The organism is Enterobacter sp. KBR-315C3_2022 (assembly GCF_041399425.1).
GTDB lineage: Bacteria > Pseudomonadota > Gammaproteobacteria > Enterobacterales > Enterobacteriaceae > Enterobacter.
Window position 1 is genome coordinate 48,561 of sequence record NZ_JBGKEB010000008.1, and the last position, 18,866, is coordinate 67,426.

Below are 18,866 nucleotides of genomic sequence, written 5' to 3' on the forward strand. Positions count from 1 at the left end.
TTTCGGCCATTTTGATCGGGAACAATTTAGCGCTTTTCGACTCGTTTTTCCAAGAATTAAACATTGATTTAAATCAAAAAAGACCGACATTGTTAACAAAGTTTAAGTACGGTGATTTTAGTGAAAACCATGTTAATTATATGTATACACAAAGGTTGTTCAGGTTGCCAAATTTGATGCAAGTTTAGATAAAGGTGATTTACCTTAACGACGCGATCAATATCCCCTCATCGCACCCTCAACATTAAAAAAACCATCCTGTCGCCCTCCTGCACAGATCCCCCTCCCCTCGCTCCCCGTGTTCACGATCGGTAAACCAGCCAGGGAGGGACACTTTTTCCGTGTTTCGCTACTCTCGCTGCGAATCGTCTGCTTTCTTCGAGCTGCGGGGCTGAAACTATTATCAGCTTGAAAAATAATTGCAGCAAAAAAGCGTGCCGGGCAGACGGGGGGAATTATTTACCATTCAAATGATTGCGGTGTAATAAGTTACTTGAAAATAAAAACGCCCTTTTATTGATAAATTCAAATTATAGGTTTGCGCAAATTAACCACAAAAGCCCGCAACCCTGCGGTTAATAAATTAACAACAATCATCTATTAAGAATTTATTTAGGCCAGCTTATCTTGTGGGAGTAATTTATTACTGAAATAATTAGTTTTTTACACTTTTATCCACTCAATGAGTTATTACTATATGAAATACTTACCTCTGCTCGGTGCTTTATTAATAAGCACGACCGCATTTGCGCATAATGACGATGCCTATAGTCACGATGCGGCAATTATGGATTATACCCAGACCGACTGGATGGCCCGCCTTCCTGGCAACCTGCCCCTTTCAAGACTGAGCATCCCAGGCACGCATGATTCAGGCTCACGCCACGGTGGAGATGCCATCGCCAACCAGGTCATGACCATTCCACAGCAGCTTAACGCGGGGATCCGCTATCTGGATATTCGGGTGCGGCACATCGATAATGCTTTTGCTATTCATCACGGAGTGAAATATCAAAATCTTAACTTTGATGACGTAATGAAATCGGTGTCGGCCTTCCTGCAACAGCATCGCGGCGAAACCGTGGTGATGCGTCTTCGCGAAGAGTATTCCCCGTCGAATAACACCCGAAGCATCAGCGAAACCATGGATAGCTATATTTCAACGTACCAAAATACGTTCCTGTCCGATTATGGTTATCTTTACGACCCTACGCTTAATCAGGTGCGCGGAAAAGTCTTTATTATTTGGGATAATTTTGAAAGTACCGGCCGTACTCCCGTTGCATCTCGTCGTTTAAATAGCATCGAAATGCAGGATGCCTGGTCCCTAGGTTCAAACTGGGATCTCTACGGTAAATGGGAAAAAGTTAAAAAGTTTATTAACGATAATCAAAATTACGGTGATATCTCCATTAACTATCTGAGCGCAGCGGGGGGATCGCTTCCCTATTTTGTTGCCAGCGGCCACTCCAGCGCAGGCACATCGGCACCGCGCCTCTCAACGGGCCTGACCACGCCGGGATGGAAACACAGATACCCTGATTTCCCACGGGTTAGCTGCTTTATCCGTATCTGTACGATCGCGTTTGAAGGCACCAACACGCTGACCCGCAACTATCTGAACAATAATTATGTTCAGCGCACAGGGATCGTTGCCGCCGATTTCCCGGGCAAAGGGTTAATTCGCGCCATCATCAATAAAAACAGCTTCTAAAAAAAAAGGCCGCTTTTCAGCGGCCAACCATGTCGAAACGGACATATTTTACTTCAAAGCGCCCTTCACAGGGCGCAGAGAGGACTTACTTAATGATGGATTTCAGTGCTTCGCCGATATCTGCCAGGCTGCGAACGGTCTTCACGCCTGCAGCTTCCAGCGCTGCAAATTTCTCATCTGCCGTACCTTTACCGCCTGCGATAATCGCACCAGCGTGACCCATACGCTTGCCTTTCGGCGCGGTCACGCCCGCGATATAGCCCACAACCGGTTTGGTCACGTGCTCTTTAATGTAGGCAGCGGCTTCTTCTTCCGCGCTACCGCCGATCTCACCGATCATCACGATCGCTTCGGTCTGCGGATCTTCCTGGAACAGCTTCAGGATGTCGATAAAGTTGGAGCCCGGGATCGGGTCACCGCCGATGCCCACGCAGGTGGACTGGCCGAAGCCGTAGTCGGTGGTCTGCTTAACCGCTTCATAGGTCAGCGTACCGGAGCGGGAAACGATGCCCACCTTGCCCGGCTTGTGAATGTGGCCCGGCATGATGCCGATTTTGCACTCGCCCGGGGTGATGACGCCTGGGCAGTTCGGGCCAATCATGCGCACGCCCGCTTCATCCAGCTTCACCTTCACGGTCAGCATGTCCAGCGTCGGGATGCCTTCGGTGATGGTGATGATGAGCTTAATGCCCGCGTCGATCGCTTCCAGAATGGAGTCTTTGCAGAACGGAGCCGGAACGTAGATCACGGTCGCGGTTGCGCCGGTCGCTTCTACCGCTTCGCGCACGGTGTTGAACACCGGCAGGCCCAGGTGCGTGGTACCGCCTTTACCTGGCGTTACGCCGCCAACCATCTGCGTACCGTAGGCAATCGCCTGTTCGGAGTGGAAAGTCCCCTGGCTACCGGTGAAGCCCTGGCAGATAACCTTGGTATCTTTATTAATTAAAACGGACATTATTTCCCCTCCACTGCGGCAACAACCTGCTGAGCTGCATCCGTCAGACTTTTCGCTGCAATAATATTCAGGCCGCTGTCAGCCAGTTTTTTCGCGCCGAGTTCAGCGTTGTTCCCTTCCAGGCGAACGACAACCGGAACGTTAACGCCCACTTCTTCTACCGCGCCGATGATACCGTCGGCAATCAGGTCGCAGCGGACGATACCGCCGAAGATGTTCACCAGAACGGCCTTCACGTTGTCGTCAGAAAGGATGATTTTGAACGCTTCGGTTACGCGCTCTTTGGTAGCGCCACCGCCCACGTCGAGGAAGTTTGCCGGCTCGCCGCCGTGCAGCTTAACGATGTCCATGGTGCCCATCGCCAGGCCCGCGCCGTTAACCATGCAGCCGATGTTACCGTCCAGCGCCACGTAGTTCAGCTCCCACTGTGCCGCCTGCGCTTCACGCGGATCTTCCTGGGACTGATCGCGCATTTCGCGCAGATCGGCCTGGCGGAACAGCGCGTTGCCGTCAGCGCCCAGCTTGCCGTCGAGGCAGATCAGGTCGCCCTGGGTGGTGATCACCAGCGGGTTAATTTCGATCAGCGCCAAATCGCGCTCGAGGAAGATGTTCGCCAGGCCCATGAAGATCTTGGTGAACTGCTGAACCAGCTTGCCTTCCAGACCCAGCTTGAACGCCAGCTCGCGACCCTGGTAAGGCATTGGGCCCGCCAGCGGATCGATCGCCACTTTGTGGATCAGGTGTGGGGTTTCTTCCGCCACTTTCTCGATTTCCACGCCGCCTTCGGTAGACGCCATGAACACCACGCGACGGGAGCTACGGTCAACAACCGCGCCCAGGTACAGCTCTTTTGCGATGTCGGTCGCCGCTTCTACCAGGATCTGGTTTACCGGCTGGCCGTTCGCATCCGTTTGATACGTTACCAGGCGCTTGCCGAGCCAATGTTCAGCAAACGCACGAATTTCTTCTTTGCTCTTAACAACCTTCACACCGCCCGCTTTACCACGGCCACCAGCGTGAACCTGACACTTAACTACCCACGGGCCGGAACCGATTTTAGATGCGGCTTCTTCTGCTTCACGCGGAGTAGTACAGGCATAACCCACCGGCGCCGGTAAGCCATACCGGGCAAACAGCTGTTTGGCCTGATATTCATGTAAGTTCATGTGTTCTATCCATCCTTCAGGGTAATCGTTATCTTTAAACCTGCAGACCGGCGCGGTCTGTGTGCCGGCCTACAGGGCAGGTGACGCTAAAAAAACTACTACACGTCCAGCAGCAGACGCGTTGGATCTTCCAGCAGCTCTTTGATGGCCACCAGGAAGCCCACGGACTCGCGGCCGTCGATCAGACGGTGATCGTAAGAGAGTGCCAGGTACATCATCGGCAGGATCTCCACTTTACCGTCTACCGCCATTGGGCGATCTTTAATGGCGTGCATGCCAAGGATCGCGCTCTGCGGCGGGTTGATGATTGGCGTAGACATCAGCGAACCAAACACGCCGCCGTTGGTAATGGTGAAGTTACCGCCGATCAGATCGTCTACGGTCAGCTTGCCGTCGCGGCCTTTAACGGCCAGCTCTTTGATTTTCTTCTCGATATCCGCCATGCCCAGGGCATCAACGTCACGCAGAACCGGGGTCACCAGGCCGCGCGGGGTGGAAACCGCCATGCTCACGTCGAAGTAGTTGTGATACACCACGTCGTCGCCGTCGATAGAGGCGTTCACTTCCGGGTAGCGTTTCAGCGCTTCAACCACCGCCTTCACGTAGAAGGACATAAAGCCCAGACGGATACCGTGACGTTTTTCAAACGCGTCACCGTACTGCTTGCGCAGGTCCATGATTGGCTTCATGTTCACTTCGTTGAAGGTGGTCAGCATCGCGGTGGAGTTTTTCGCTTCCAGCAGACGCTCGGCCACGCGCTTGCGCAGGCGGGTCATCGGCACGCGTTTTTCGCTGCGGGCGCCCAGAGCAGGCTGTGCTGCCGGTGCGGCGGCTGGCGCTTTAACTTCTGCTTTTGCGTCAGAAGGCCCTTTTGCGAGGTGCTTGTCGATGTCTTCGCGGGTCAGTCGGCCACCCACGCCGGTGCCTTTGATGGCTGCCGGGTCAAGGCTGTGCTCGGCCAGCAGGCGACGGATCGCCGGGCTAAGCGCATCGTTGGTCTGATCGGATAGAGAAGCCTGCTGACGCTGTGCCGGGGTAGAGGCTTTCTCTTCCGTTTTCGCGCTGGACTCTTTGCCTGCGCTGTTACCTTCACGCAGGCGACCGAGGATCTGGCGAGAGGTCACGGTAGTACCTTCATCTTCCAGAACGGCATCAAGAACGCCATCCGCCGAAGCCGGTACTTCCAGTACCACTTTGTCAGTTTCGATTTCTACCAGCACTTCATCGCGCTTAACGCTATCGCCCGGTTTTTTGTGCCAGGTGGCGACGGTCGCATCTGCTACGGACTCAGGCAGGTCGGGAACAAGAATATCTACGCTACTCATTATGTATCCTTTAATTAATCGACGTTCAGCGCGTCATTGACCAGATCTTGTTGCTGCTTCTGGTGAACGGACATATACCCTACCGCCGGAGAGGCGGAGGCCGGGCGACCTGCATAGCGCAGGGCTGACCCAAATGGAATCACTTCACGGAAATGATGCTGACTGCAGTACCATGCGCCCTGGTTGAGCGGCTCTTCCTGGCACCAGACAAAATCATGTACGTGAGCATATTGTTTCAGCACGTCCTGCATCGCCTGATGCGGGAACGGATAAAGCTGCTCGATACGCACGATGGCGACATCTTTCTGATCGTTCTTGCGGCGCTGTTCCAGCAGGTCGTAATAAACCTTACCAGAACACATCACGACGCGCTTCACGCCCTTCGGATCAAGCTCGTCAACCTCGCCAATCGCCGGCAGGAAGGTGCCGTTGGCCAGTTCGTCGAGGCTGGAGACCGCCAGCGGGTGGCGCAGCAGCGATTTCGGCGACATCACCACCAGCGGACGGCGCATGCCGCGCAGCGCCTGGCGACGCAGCATGTGGTAGACCTGAGCCGGGGTAGACGGCACGCAGACCTGCATGTTCTGCTCGGCGCAGAGCTGCAAATAGCGCTCCAGGCGCGCGGAGGAGTGCTCCGGCCCCTGCCCTTCGTAGCCGTGCGGCAGCAGCATCACCAGGCCACACATGCGGCCCCACTTCTGCTCGCCGGAGGAGATGAACTGATCGATCACCACCTGCGCGCCGTTGGCGAAGTCGCCGAACTGCGCTTCCCAGATGGTCAGGGTGCGCGGTTCTGCGGTGGCGTAGCCGTATTCAAAGGCCAGTACCGCCTCTTCAGAGAGCACGGAGTCCCAGACCTTGAACTGGCCCTGACCGTTATGCACGTGCTGCAGCGGGGTGTAGGTTGAGCCGTTAGACTGGTTGTGCACCACCGCGTGACGGTGGAAGAACGTGCCGCGGCCCGCATCTTCACCGGACAGACGAACCGGAATGCCTTCGTCAACCAGCGTCGCGTAGGCCAGCGTTTCCGCGCCGCCCCAGTCGAACAGCTTTTCACCGGCCGCCATGGCCTGGCGATCGCCGTAAATTTTAGCCACGCGAGACTGCATCTCGATCGCGTCCGGCACGGTGCTGATGCGCTTAGCCAGCTCCTGCAGGCGCTTCATCTCAACCTTGTTCGGGTAGCTCTCATCCCACTCGTGGTTGAGGTACGGCGACCAGGTAAAGGAGTGCATGTTCATCGGGCGCAGCTCTTTCACGACGCATTCACCCGCGTCCAGCGCGTCGCGGTAGAGGTTGACCATCTCGGTCGCATCTTCCAGCGTCGTCACTTTTTCCGCTTCCAGCTTGTCAGCATAGATTTTGCGCGGCGTCGGGTGCTTTTTGATTTTCTGATACATCAGCGGCTGGGTTGCGCTTGGCTCGTCGGCTTCGTTGTGGCCGTGGCGGCGGTAGCAGAACAGGTCGATCAGCACGTCGCGCTTGAAGGTGTTGCGGAAGTCCAGCGCCAGGCGGGTTACGAAAGCCACGGCTTCCGGGTCATCCGCGTTAACGTGGAAGATCGGCGCCTGCACCATCTTGCCGATGTCGGTGCAGTACGGGGTAGAACGCGCGTCCAGCGGGTTAGAGGTGGTGAAGCCCACCTGGTTGTTGATCACGATGCGAACGGTACCGCCCACTTCGTAACCCCGCGCTTTCGACATATTCAGGGTTTCCTGAACCACGCCCTGACCGGTAATCGCCGCATCGCCGTGAATGGTAATCGGCAGCACTTTGTTGCTGCTCGGCTCGTCCAGACGGTCCAGACGCGCGCGCACGGAGCCGATAACCACCGGGCTGACGATCTCAAGGTGAGACGGGTTAAACGCCAGCGCCAGGTGAACCTGTCCGCCTTCGGTTTCGATATCGGATGAGAAGCCCATGTGGTACTTCACGTCGCCGGTGCCGAGGTGTTCTTTATGCTTGCCCGCGAACTCGTCGAACAGGTCCTGCGGCTTTTTACCCAGCACGTTGACCAGCACGTTCAGACGTCCGCGGTGCGCCATGCCCAGCACCACTTCACGGGTGCCGCTCTTGCCAGCGTGGCGGATCAGCTCTTTGAGCATCGGGACTAACGCATCGCCGCCTTCCAGCGAGAAGCGTTTTGCGCCCGGGAACTTCGCGCCCAGATAGCGCTCGAGGCCTTCGGCTGCGGTCAGCTCGCCGAGGAAACGTTTTTTCTCGTCGGTTGAGAAATTCGCGTGGCCCGCCACGGATTCGATACGCTGCTGGATCCAGCGCTTCTCTTCGGTGGAGGTAATGTGCATATATTCCGCGCCGATGGAGCCGCAGTAGGTTTGCTTGAGCGCGTCAATCAGTTCGCCCAGCTTCATCGTGTCTTTGCCGATAGCAAATGAACCTACGTTAAAGCTTTCCTGGAAATCGGCCTCGGTCAGATCGTGATAGGCCGGATCGAGATCCGCCACGCGATCCTGCTGCCACAGTCCCAGCGGATCGAGATTCGCATGCTGGTGACCGCGGAAGCGATAAGCGTTAATAAGCTGCAGGACTTTAACCTGCTTCGCATTGGTGTCAGGGTCGGAAATCGCAGAAGAGTAACGTGAGGCATCCTTCGCCAGACGACGGAAATAATCACGTGTTTTGGAATGGAATTGATCCGGTTTGACCCCTGTACCAGGCAACTGCTGGAACATGGAACGCCAGTTTGCGTCCACTGAGTCAGGATCGGTTAAGAAGTCTTCATAGAGCTGTTCTATCCAGCTCTGGTTCGACCCAGAGAGGTAAGAAGAGTCCAGCCAGGCTTTCATTGCGCCGTTCTGCATCGTGATCCCTTAAGCATTTGTATGCTTACTTTCGCCGTAGAAACTACCACGCACACCGCGTGTACGTGCCGGGGTTCACCTGCGAGCTCTATTTGGCCCGCGAAGGAACCTTTAGAAACTGTCTTAGGGTTTCCCCTCACCCCGGCCCTCTCCCACAGGGAGATGGGGAAGGTCGTCGGCAGTTTTTAAAGATTTCCTGCAATCTGTTCCCTCTCCCCTGTGGGGAGAGGGTTAGGGTGAGGGGAACAGCGCTCCCCTCTTACTACTTACGCACTGCGCTGCAGCAGCATCGACTTAATGTGGCCGATGGCGCGCGTCGGGTTCAGCCCCTTAGGACACACACTGACGCAGTTCATGATGCTATGGCAGCGGAATACGCTGAAAGCGTCACTCAGCCCTTCCAGACGGTTATCGGTTTCGGTGTCGCGGCTATCGATCAGGAAGCGATAGGCAGCCAGCAGGCCGGCCGGGCCGATAAATTTGTCAGGGTTCCACCAGAACGACGGGCAAGACGTCGAGCAACATGCGCAGAGAATACACTCGTACAATCCGTCGAGTTTTTCACGCTGCTCGGGAGACTGTAGGTGCTCACGAGCGGGTGGATTTTGCCCATTATTCAATAAGTAAGGCTTAATCTTCTCATATTGTGCATAGAATTGCCCCATGTCTACCACCAAATCGCGAACGACCGGCAGACCTGGCAGAGGACGAATAACAATTTTCTGACCCGCGCGCTGCAGCGCCGAAATTGGCGTAATGCAGGCCAGGCCATTTTTGCCGTTCATGTTCACGCCGTCGGAGCCGCAAACCCCCTCACGGCAGGAGCGACGAAACGACAGCGTAGGATCCTTTTCCTTCAGCTGCATGAGGGCGTCCAGCAGCATCATGTCGCGACCCTCTTCCGCTTCCAGGGTGTAATCCTGCATGTGCGGAGCGTCGTCTACATCCGGGTTATAACGATAAACTGAAAATTCGAGTTTCATTGTCCTGTCTCCGCATTAATAAGTACGAATCTTCGGCGGGAACGCCGGACGCAGTTTCGGTTCCATATTGACGCTGCGACGCGTCATGGATTCCGACTCTGGCAGATACAGGGAATGGCACAGCCAGTTTTCGTCATCACGATCCGGGTAGTCGAAGCGGCTATGCGCGCCGCGGCTCTCGGTACGGAAGTTTGCCGACACCGCGGTGGCGTAAGCGGTTTCCATCAGGTTATCCAGCTCCAGACACTCCACGCGCTGGGTGTTGAACTCGCTGGAGGTGTCGTCCAGACGGGCGTTTTTCAGACGCTCGCGGATCGCCTTCAGCTGCTCGAGGCCTTTCGCCATCGCGTCGCCTTCGCGGAATACCGAGAAGTTGTGCTGCATACATTCCTGCAGCGCTTTACGGATTTCCACCGGATCTTCGCCGTTGCGGTTGCCGTTCCAGCGGTTGAGGCGCTCAAGAGAGGCGTCGATTTCAGCTTCGGTCGCGTCCAGCAGGTCGCCCTGCTCGGCAATGGATTCCTGCAGGTGCAGACCCACCGCGCGGCCAAACACCACCAGGTCGAGCAGCGAGTTACCGCCCAGGCGGTTCGCGCCGTGTACGGATACGCAGGCGATTTCGCCCACTGCAAACAGGCCAGGAATGACCACGTCTTCGCCCTGCGCGTTCACGGTCAGCGCCTGGCCGGTCACTTTGGTCGGAATACCGCCCATCATGTAGTGGCAGGTTGGGATAACCGGAATCGGCTCTTTAACCGGGTCAACGTGGGCGAAGGTGCGGGACAGCTCGAGGATGCCCGGCAGGCGGGATTCCAGCACTTCTTTACCCAGATGGTCGAGCTTCAGCTTGGCGTGCGGACCCCACGGGCCGTCGCAGCCGCGGCCTTCGCGGATTTCGATCATGATGGAACGCGCCACCACGTCACGACCCGCCAGGTCTTTCGCGTTCGGGGCATAACGCTCCATGAAGCGCTCGCCGTGTTTGTTCAGCAGGTAGCCGCCCTCACCGCGGCAGCCTTCCGTGACCAGCACGCCCGCACCGGCGATACCGGTTGGGTGGAACTGCCACATTTCCATATCCTGCACCGGCACGCCCGCGCGGATAGCCATGCCGACGCCGTCACCGGTGTTGATGTGGGCATTGGTGGTGGACTGATAGATACGGCCCGCGCCGCCGGTAGCCAGCACCGTTGCGCGCGCTTTGAAGTAAACCACTTCACCGGTTTCGATGCACAGCGCGGTACAGCCGACCACTGCGCCATCGGCGTTTTTCACCAGATCCAGCGCGTACCACTCGGAGAAGATGGTGGTGTGGTTTTTCAGGTTCTGCTGATAGAGCGTGTGCAGCAGCGCGTGACCGGTACGGTCCGCCGCTGCCGCGGTGCGCGCCGCCTGCTCGCCGCCGAAGTCTTTCGACTGGCCGCCAAAGGGACGCTGGTAGATAGTGCCGTTTTCCAGACGGGAGAACGGCAGGCCCATGTGGTCCAGCTCCAGAATCGCTTCCGGGCCGGTTTTACACATATACTCGATGGCATCCTGGTCGCCGATGTAGTCGGAACCTTTCACCGTATCGTACATGTGCCATTCCCAGTTATCTTCATGGGTATTACCGAGCGCCACGGTGATACCACCCTGGGCTGATACGGTATGGGAACGGGTTGGGAAAACTTTAGAGAGCAGCGCACAGGTCTGGCCGCTCTGGGAAATTTGCAGCGCTGCGCGCATACCTGCGCCACCAGCACCAATCACGACAGCATCAAATTCTCTGACTGGCAGTTTCATTACACACCCCACACCACAACGAATCCATAAATAACGTAAACCACCAGTGCAACGACAATCGCCAGCTGCAGTGGAAGGCGAATCGCCAGCGGTTTAACGTAATCGGTCAACACCTGCCACATGCCAATCCAGGCATGAATAAGGATGGAGAACAGCGCCAGCAGGGTGAACACCTTGGTGAAGGCCGAGCCGAAGAAACCGCTCCAGATCTCCCACGTCAGCGGACCGCTGGTGGCAAAGAAACCGATCATATAGATGATGTAAAGCGTGAGGACGATGGCGGTAGCGCGGACCAGAATAAAGTCATGTACGCCGTTGCGTCCTAATGCGGAGGCGTTGCTTACCATACGAGAACTCCTGCGAGAAGTGAAAGCACGACAGTAATCACAAAGGAAATGTTAGCGGAGCGTTTACCCGCTTCGAAGGTCTCTTCCAGATAGCCGAAGTCCATCAGCATATGGCGAACGCCCACCACCACGTGGTACGCCAGCGCGGTGAGAATGCCCCACATGATGAATTTCACGAAGAAGCTGCTCATGATGGCCGAAGCCTGGAGGAATCCTTCCGGAGAAGAGAGGCTTGTTCCCAGCAACCACAGCAGAATGCCGACCGCCACAAACGTAATGACACCGGATACGCGGTGCAGAATGGACGCTATTGCTGTTACGGGGAACCGGATCGTTTTGAGATCCAGATTGACAGGTCTTTGTTTTTTCACATTTCTTATCATGAATAACGCCCACATGCTGTTCTTATTATTCCTTCCTCCGGTCTGCGTGCGGGTCAAGCAGCGTCCTTACTATAACTAAGCGTCATGATAAAACTCCCTTTCAGAAGCTACGACGACACAAAACAACGCTGGGTGGCTCGGGATTAGCAGGGTGTTCCGGAGACCTGGCGGCAGTATAGGCCGTTCACAAAATCATTACAATTAACCTACATACAGTTTGTCGGGTTTTCGCCTGAACAGTGATCCGGGTCACGATAACAACATCTTTTTAATTTTTAATCATCTGATTTGACAAATGTTAAACAAAATTGTTACAAACGTCATTAGAAAAGGCATATAATGCGCAAAAGTTATGAGGTCTTACTTTCACCTGACAAATAGTTATGTAACAGTGTGATGGTATTGACCGAAGTTATCAGGACAGTTATTAGTGATAGTCAGGTTTGAATAATTCGGACTGCGAAGACACTGATTTGCTGTTGTTTCACTGATTTTTCATTCATTTACCTGCAAGGCGCCATAGCTCTGTACCCTGGTTTCTCCTCGTGAGCTGAGCGGTAAGCCAAATAACAAACTGGTAACGTCTAAAAATCAGTAGAATGCAAATCCGGTAATTGGCAGTCTTAAGCATAAGGCGCTAAGGAGACCGTAAATGGCTGATACAAAGGCAACGCTCACCCTAAATGGTGACACTGCTATTGAACTGGATGTGCTAAAAGGCACGCTCGGTCAGGATGTTATTGATATCCGTACGCTGGGTTCTAAAGGGGTATTCACCTTTGACCCTGGATTCACCTCTACCGCATCTTGCGAATCTAAAATCACCTTTATCGACGGTGATGAAGGTATCCTGCTCCACCGCGGTTTCCCCATCGATCAGTTAGCCACCGAGTCCAACTATCTGGAAGTGTGCTACATCCTGCTGAACGGCGAAAAACCGACGCAGGCCGAATACGATGAGTTCAAAACCACCGTTACCCGCCACACAATGATCCACGAGCAGATTACCCGTCTGTTCCACGCGTTCCGCCGGGACTCTCACCCGATGGCGGTCATGTGCGGCATCACCGGCGCGCTGGCGGCGTTCTACCACGATTCGCTGGACGTGAATAACCCGCGCCACCGCGATATCGCCGCGTTCCGCCTGCTGTCCAAAATGCCGACCATGGCGGCGATGTGCTACAAATATTCAATCGGTCAGCCGTTCGTCTATCCGCGCAACGACCTCTCCTACGCGGGCAACTTCCTGCGCATGATGTTCTCTACCCCATGCGAAGAGTACGAAGTTAACCCGGTTCTGGAACGCGCAATGGACCGTATTCTGATCCTGCACGCTGACCACGAGCAGAACGCGTCCACCTCCACCGTCCGTACCGCGGGCTCTTCAGGCGCGAATCCGTTCGCCTGTATCGCTGCGGGCATCGCCTCCCTGTGGGGACCGGCGCACGGTGGCGCGAACGAAGCGGCGCTGAAGATGCTGGAAGAGATCAGCTCCGTAGAGCACATTCCTGAATTCGTGCGCCGCGCGAAGGACAAGAATGACTCCTTCCGCCTGATGGGCTTTGGTCACCGCGTTTACAAAAACTATGACCCGCGCGCCACCGTGATGCGTGAAACCTGCCACGAAGTGCTGAAAGAGCTGGGCACCAAGGACGATCTGCTGGAAGTGGCGATGGAGCTGGAGCACATCGCGCTGAACGACCCGTACTTCATCGAGAAGAAACTGTACCCGAACGTCGATTTCTACTCTGGCATTATTCTGAAAGCGATGGGCATTCCGTCTTCCATGTTCACCGTGATCTTCGCCATGGCGCGTACCGTGGGCTGGATTGCGCACTGGAACGAAATGCACGGCGAAGGCATGAAGATCGCCCGTCCTCGTCAGCTGTACACCGGCTACGAGCAGCGTGATTTTAAGTCTGAGCTGAAGCGCTAAAAGCAAGCCCGGTGGCGCTATCGCTTACCGGGCCTACAAATGCTAAAAACGGTTGGGTGCGGCCTGATGCCCTCATCCCGGCCCTCTCCCACCGGGAGAGGGTGAAAACATTAACAACGGTAGCCTCTGGGCTACCGTTTTACTTTTATTTTTGGCAATGCGGACACCAGTAAAACGGTCGTGAAGAGAGCATCATCCTGTCGATAATTCCGCCGCAGCGCTCGCATTTCTTTCCCGCCCGATGAAACACCTTAAACCGGAACAGCGCCCCGTGATGTTTATTGTCATCCACCGCGCCGCGGGTGGTGTACGACAGGCGCGGGATATCCAGCAGCGCGTGGGAGAGCACCTCAAGCTGTTCATCGCTGAGCTGAGAGGCCTTGTGGTGCGCCGCCAGCCTCGCTTCCCACAGAATTTCGACCCGCAGATAATTTCCTAGTCCCGCCAAAAACGCCTGATCGAGAAACAGCCCGGAAAACTGACGATTGCGGAATTTTGGCGACAGCAGGCGCGCTTTGACGTCGCTGGCCGTGAGGCGCATGTCCAGCACGTCCGGCCCCACGCGCAGCAGGAACGGATGCGCAAGCAGCTGCTCCGGCGTTAACATTTCGATATCCGACGCGCTGTAAAGCAGGATCGCCTTGTCCGCCGCCTGCAGCCTGACGCGCAGCACGCGGTTGGTCTGCGGCTGTTCGTCCGCATCCACCACGCGCCAGACGCCGTAAAGCTGGTTGTGGCTGTATAACGTGAGGTTATGGGAAAAATGCGTGAGCAAGGCTTTGCCGCGCGTTTCGATGTGGGTCACCGTCTGCCCCAGCAGCTGGGTTTCAAACGGCTTAAGCTGAGGAAAAGCAAACCAGACCGCGGTCAACGGTTTGCCCTTTATCGCCGCCTCCAGGCTATCCGCCGCGCGGCGGATCTCCGGACCTTCTGGCATCTTAATTTCCTTACTGTAAAAATCAGGCGCTGACCACAATACCCCGCCCGGTAAACGCCGCGCGCAGGCGGCGCGCAAACTGCAGCGCGTGCTCGCCGTCGCCGTGTAAACAGACCGTTTCGGCCCGCACTTTCGCGGTGGTGCCGTCAATCGCCGTCACCTGCCCGGCCTGCACCATCTCCAGCGTTTGCGCCAGCGCCTGCTCTTCATCGACGATCAGCGCGCCCGGCAGGGAGCGCGGCACGAGGCTGCCGTCCGGCCGGTATCCGCGATCGGCGAACACCTCCTGACGGGTGGTCAGGCCGTAGCGCTGCCCCGCGCGAATCAGCTCGCTGCCCGCCAGCCCCACCAGGATCAGCTGCGGGTTGCAGTCACGCACCGCGCGGGCAATCGCGTCCGCCAGTACCGGGTCTTTCGCCGCCTGGTTGTAGAGCATGCCGTGCGGCTTCACGTGGCGCAGCACGCCCTTCTCGGCGCGAACAATCGCCTCCAGCGCGCCGGTCTGGTACAGCGTCTGGGCGTAAACCGTGTCGGGTGGCAGCGTCATCGCGGTACGGCCAAAGTTTTCCCGGTCCGGAAAGCTCGGGTGCGCGCCTATCGCAACGTTATTTTTTATCGCGCTGCGCACGCTTTCCAGCATGGTCTGCGCGTCGCCCGCGTGAAAGCCGCAGGCGATATTCACCGAAGAGACCAGCGTCATCAGCGCCGCGTCGGCACTTCCGCCCTCGCCCAAATCGGCGTTCAAATCAATCGTTACCATCAAGCCTCCACGCCAGCTGTTCGAGGTAGCGCTGCCGATCCTGCCGCGCCTCAAGCGCCTCTTCCAGCGAGCACTGCACGAAGTGAATCGGCTGTCCGAGGGGAATTTGCGCCAGATGGTAGCGATCGGCATCGATGATGCAGGCTATTCGCGGATAGCCGCCGGTGGTCTGCGCATCGTTCATCAACACGATCGGCTGACCGTTGCCCGGCACCTGAATCACGCCCGGCAGCAGGCCGTGAGAAAGCAGCTCCCGACTGGTCGTGCGGGTCAGCGGCTGTCCCTGCAGGCGATAGCCCATGCGGTTGCTCTGTGGGCTGATTTTCCACGGCGAGCGCCAGAAAGACTCCCTGGAAGCCTCGTCGAACTCGTGGTATTCCGGCCCCGGCAGGGCGCGAATATGGTTTCCCCACAGCAGTTGCTTGACGCCCTGCGCGGTGGAAAAATGGCGCGCGGAGGGCTTAATCGTCAGGCGATCGCCGTCGCGCAGCAGGCGTCCCTCGTGGCCGCCCATCCCGGCCTTTTGGTCGGTACTTGCCGACCCCATCAGCTCCGGCACGTCAATGCCGCCCGCCACCGCCAGGTAGCTGCGCACGCCGTGCTGTGGGCGCTTAAGCGTTAAGCGCTGCCCCGCTTTTGCCCGCAGGCGCCAGCCCGTCCAGACCGCCATGTCGTCAAGCGTCGCGTCGCAGCCCGCGCCGGTTAAGGCAAACCAGGTTTCCTGATGAAACTCAATTACGCACTGGCCGAGCGTGATTTCAAGCGCCGCCGTGCTGCCGGGGTTGCCCACCAGCAGGTTTGCAATCTCAAGCGCCGGGCGGTCCAGCACGCCGCAGTAGCTCACGCCCGACTGGCGCATGCCGAAGCGGCCTGCGTCCTGCACGGAGGTGTAAAGGCCCGCGCGGATAAGCGTTAACATACCCCCTCCTTCTGTGGAATAAAGCGCAGGGTATCGCCCGGACGCAGAAGCGTCGGCGCCTCCTGCCCCGGCGTAAAGAGTGAGGTGCGGGTGTGGCCGATGAGCTGCCAGCCGCCGGGCGAGGCCAGCGGGTAGATCCCGGTCTGCTCGCCGCCGATGGCGACGGTCCCGGCCGGCACGCTCAGACGCGGCTCGGCGCGGCGCGGCGTGTGCAGCTCTGGTGCCAGCCCGCCCAGGTACGGGAATCCCGGCTGAAAACCAAGGAACCAGACCACGTAATCAACCGACGCATGCCGCTCGACGACCTGTTTTTCCGTCAGCCCGCAGTGCGCGGCGACGACGGATAAATCGGGGCCGCCTTCGCCGCCGTACACCACCGGGATCTCAACCACGCGCCCATCCGGCTCCAGCGCGTCGCTCTCTTCCCACCAGCGCTGCAGGCGCTCAATGGCGTCCAGCGCCAGCGCGTGCGGATTACGCAGCACAACGGTAATGTTGTTCATGCCCGGGATCGCCTCAACGACCTCCGGGGCATCGGCCAGGCGCTGGGTGAGCCGCCAGATCCGTTTTTGTGACGCAAGAGTGACCGGCGGCTCCAGTTCCAGCACCACCGCCGTTTCCCCCAGAAGATAACAACGCGCTCGCTGCACTTAGATACCTCTCATCAGGCCGGGTTAGGAATATCGACGAAAGTCACATCCAGATCGGTATTTTCCGTCAGCCACTCGCTGAGGGCGCGAATGCCGCCGCGCTCGGTCGCGTGATGGCCCGCCGCATAGAAGTGCAGGCCCTGCTCGCGGGCCGAGTGGATGGTCTGCTCAGACACCTCACCGGTGATAAAGGCATCCACGCCAAAGCGCGCGGCGCTGTCGATAAAGCCCTGCCCGCCGCCGGTACACCAGGCCACGCGCTTCACCGTATCCGGGCCGGTATCGCCGCTCCACAGCGGACGGCGTCCCAGGCGCGCTTCAATCCACGACGCCAGCTCGAGGCCCGGGACCGGCATCGACAGCTCGCCCCACGGCACCAGCGGCTCGATTTCGCCCATCACCGTAATGCCCAGCAGCTGCGCCAGCTGGACGTTATTGCCAAGCTCGGGGTGTGCGTCCAGCGGCAGGTGATACCCGTACAGGTTAATATCGTTGGCGAGCAGCGTTTTCAGACGGTTGCGCTTCATGCCGCGAATAATCGGCGATTCGTTTTTCCAGAAGTACCCGTGGTGAACAATCACCGCGTCCGCCTGCTGCCGCACGGCTTCGTCCAGCAGCGCCTGGCTGGCCGTCACGCCGGTGACAATTTTCTGCACCTTTTCACGCCCTTCAACCTGCAGGCCGTTCGGGCCGTAGTCGCTAAAAGAGGCGCTGTTTAATTTTTCGTTAATCAGGCTTTCCAGTTCGCTATTTTTCATCATCACTCTCTTAAGCTTTGCGGGCGGCTTCATACGCCGCCAGCGTGGCGACGCGCGCCTGTTTATGGTCAACGATGGGACGCGGATAATCGAGCGTCACGCCCTGCTTGTCCGCCCATCCCCAGGGCTCGTGGATCGCTTTCGCCGGGACGTTTGCCAGCTCTGGCAGCCAGCGGCGGATGAACTCGCCCTGGGCATCAAATTTTTGTCCCTGCGTGGTCGGGTTAAAAATGCGGAAATACGGTGCCGCATCGGTACCGGTGGAGGCCGCCCACTGCCAGCCGCCGTTGTTGGCAGCGAGATCGCCGTCAATCAGCTGAGAAATAAAATACCGTTCCCCGACGCGCCAGTCGATAAGCAGATCTTTCACCAGGAAGCTGGCGGTAATCATTCGCAGACGATTGTGCATCCAGCCGGTTTCATTTAGCTGGCGCATGGCTGCATCGACGATCGGATAGCCGGTCATCCCGGTTTGCCAGGCCTTAAGCTGCTCGTCATTGGACTGCCACGCCACTTTATCGGTCCAACCAATGAAAGGACGATGTTTACATAATTCAGGATGATACGTCATCAGATGGCGGTAAAATTCGCGCCAGATCAGTTCGCTGAGCCACACGGCCCCCGCGCCGCCGTCCAGAGCGTCGGGCCGTTCCGCCAGCAGGCGGTGCAGGCACTGGCGCGGCGAGATGGCGCCCAGCGTCAGGCAGGCCGACAGGCGGCTGGTGCCCTCAACGGCCGGAAAATCCCGGCGCGCCTCGTACTCGGCCGCTCCGTGCTTGCAGAACTGGCGCAGCTGGGCCACGGCCGCTTTTTCGCTGGCGGGAAACAGCGCGTCGTCAAACGCCTGCTGCGGATAATCAATCTTCAGCTCGGGCAGCTTCGCGATCGCGTCGCCCCTGACGGCGGGCGCGGCCACGCACTCGGGCAACCCCTCCTTCAGCCGCTTGATAAACGCATTCTTGAACGGCGTGAACACTTTGTACATCTCGCGGCTGCCGGTCATCACGCTGCCCGGAGGCAGCATCACGCTGTCGTCAAACCCCTGGCACACCACCGTCTCCAGCGCGTTCTCCAGCTGGCGATCGCGCTGTTGCTCGTTGTATTCGTACTGGTAGTTGTAAAAAAGATCGGTGACGTCATGCTGCTCGCAGACCTGCTTCACTTTTTCGACCTGCGCGGCAAAGTCATCCACCTCTTCATAGATCAGCGGAATGCCTTTTTCGGCGAGGGAACGCTGCAGGTCGTTCAGATGCGCCGCCAGATACGCGGCCTGACGCGGCGCCATATCGTGCTGCTGCCACTGTTTCGGGGTGGCGATAAAGAGCGCCAGAACGTTAGCGTGCGGTGAGCGGCAGGCGGCAGCAAGAGCGGTGTTGTCGTGGACGCGTAAATCCGCGCGAAACCAAACCAGATGGGTGGGCATAAAACT

General features: G+C 57.5%; 16 protein-coding genes. 2 read left to right on the forward strand and 14 right to left on the reverse strand.

Features of this window, described 5'->3' with window-relative positions:
- Window positions 1–697 precede the first annotated feature (697 nt).
- Window positions 698–1,714 (forward strand): phosphatidylinositol-specific phospholipase C, encoded by a 1,017-nt coding sequence (locus tag AB8804_RS10495; protein WP_371185716.1) that lies wholly within the window; start codon window positions 698–700, stop codon window positions 1,712–1,714.
- Between the two features lie 85 nt (window positions 1,715–1,799).
- Here the strand turns inward: AB8804_RS10495 and sucD are convergent, their stop codons facing one another.
- From sucD to sdhC, 8 genes are all read right to left on the reverse strand, one after another.
- Window positions 1,800–2,669 carry a succinate--CoA ligase subunit alpha gene (sucD, locus tag AB8804_RS10500; RefSeq protein ID WP_008501094.1) on the reverse strand — a complete coding sequence of 290 codons (870 nt, stop codon included), beginning with the start codon at window positions 2,667–2,669 and terminating at the stop codon, window positions 1,800–1,802.
- The gene (gene sucC, locus AB8804_RS10505; protein WP_048976318.1) at window positions 2,669–3,835 is read right to left on the reverse strand and encodes an ADP-forming succinate--CoA ligase subunit beta; all 1,167 of its coding nucleotides are present in this window, start codon (window positions 3,833–3,835) and stop codon (window positions 2,669–2,671) included. Before sucC ends, sucD begins: the two co-directional genes overlap by 1 nt.
- A gap of 98 nt (window positions 3,836–3,933) precedes the next feature.
- The gene (gene odhB, locus AB8804_RS10510) at window positions 3,934–5,160 is read right to left on the reverse strand and encodes a 2-oxoglutarate dehydrogenase complex dihydrolipoyllysine-residue succinyltransferase (protein WP_371185720.1); all 1,227 of its coding nucleotides are present in this window, start codon (window positions 5,158–5,160) and stop codon (window positions 3,934–3,936) included.
- Window positions 5,161–5,174: 14 nt separating this feature from the next.
- Complete coding sequence (gene sucA, locus AB8804_RS10515) at window positions 5,175–7,982, reverse strand: 2-oxoglutarate dehydrogenase E1 component (protein ID WP_371185722.1); 2,808 nt, start codon at window positions 7,980–7,982, stop codon at window positions 5,175–5,177.
- A gap of 266 nt (window positions 7,983–8,248) precedes the next feature.
- The gene (locus tag AB8804_RS10520) at window positions 8,249–8,965 is read right to left on the reverse strand and encodes a succinate dehydrogenase iron-sulfur subunit (protein WP_064325349.1); all 717 of its coding nucleotides are present in this window, start codon (window positions 8,963–8,965) and stop codon (window positions 8,249–8,251) included.
- A gap of 15 nt (window positions 8,966–8,980) precedes the next feature.
- Window positions 8,981–10,747, reverse strand: coding sequence for a succinate dehydrogenase flavoprotein subunit (sdhA, locus tag AB8804_RS10525; RefSeq protein ID WP_371185726.1), 1,767 nt, complete (start codon window positions 10,745–10,747; stop codon window positions 8,981–8,983).
- Entirely contained in the window at window positions 10,747–11,094 is a 348-nt protein-coding gene (gene sdhD, locus AB8804_RS10530; protein WP_112011475.1) for a succinate dehydrogenase membrane anchor subunit, read from the reverse strand. Before sdhD ends, sdhA begins: the two co-directional genes overlap by 1 nt.
- Window positions 11,088–11,492: a succinate dehydrogenase cytochrome b556 subunit gene (gene sdhC / locus AB8804_RS10535; protein WP_371186031.1), complete on the reverse strand. Its 405-nt coding sequence runs from the start codon at window positions 11,490–11,492 to the stop codon at window positions 11,088–11,090. The genes sdhD and sdhC overlap by 7 nt, the downstream gene beginning before the upstream one ends.
- Window positions 11,493–12,129: 637 nt before the next feature.
- On the opposite strand from sdhC, the gene AB8804_RS10540 reads away from it, so the two are divergent.
- Window positions 12,130–13,413, forward strand: a complete 1,284-nt coding sequence (locus AB8804_RS10540; RefSeq protein ID WP_371185729.1) for a citrate synthase — start codon at window positions 12,130–12,132, stop codon at window positions 13,411–13,413.
- Between the two features lie 145 nt (window positions 13,414–13,558).
- Here AB8804_RS10540 and nei read toward each other — a convergent pair whose 3' ends face one another.
- The 6 genes from nei to phrB are packed head-to-tail and all read right to left on the reverse strand — an operon-like array spanning window position 13,559 to window position 18,860.
- The gene (gene nei / locus AB8804_RS10545; protein WP_371185731.1) at window positions 13,559–14,350 is read right to left on the reverse strand and encodes an endonuclease VIII; all 792 of its coding nucleotides are present in this window, start codon (window positions 14,348–14,350) and stop codon (window positions 13,559–13,561) included.
- A 22-nt stretch (window positions 14,351–14,372) separates the two neighbouring features.
- Complete coding sequence (pxpA, locus tag AB8804_RS10550) at window positions 14,373–15,110, reverse strand: 5-oxoprolinase subunit PxpA (protein ID WP_371185733.1); 738 nt, start codon at window positions 15,108–15,110, stop codon at window positions 14,373–14,375.
- Window positions 15,097–16,029 (reverse strand): 5-oxoprolinase subunit PxpC, encoded by a 933-nt coding sequence (gene pxpC, locus AB8804_RS10555; protein ID WP_371185735.1) that lies wholly within the window; start codon window positions 16,027–16,029, stop codon window positions 15,097–15,099. The genes pxpA and pxpC overlap by 14 nt, the downstream gene beginning before the upstream one ends.
- The gene (gene pxpB / locus AB8804_RS10560) at window positions 16,023–16,679 is read right to left on the reverse strand and encodes a 5-oxoprolinase subunit PxpB (RefSeq protein ID WP_371185737.1); all 657 of its coding nucleotides are present in this window, start codon (window positions 16,677–16,679) and stop codon (window positions 16,023–16,025) included. The genes pxpC and pxpB overlap by 7 nt, the downstream gene beginning before the upstream one ends.
- Window positions 16,680–16,693: 14 nt before the next feature.
- Window positions 16,694–17,437: a type 2 GTP cyclohydrolase I gene (locus AB8804_RS10565; RefSeq protein ID WP_371186033.1), complete on the reverse strand. Its 744-nt coding sequence runs from the start codon at window positions 17,435–17,437 to the stop codon at window positions 16,694–16,696.
- Between the two features lie 10 nt (window positions 17,438–17,447).
- The gene (phrB, locus tag AB8804_RS10570) at window positions 17,448–18,860 is read right to left on the reverse strand and encodes a deoxyribodipyrimidine photo-lyase (RefSeq protein WP_371185739.1); all 1,413 of its coding nucleotides are present in this window, start codon (window positions 18,858–18,860) and stop codon (window positions 17,448–17,450) included.
- Between the last annotated feature and the right edge of the window lie 6 nt (window positions 18,861–18,866).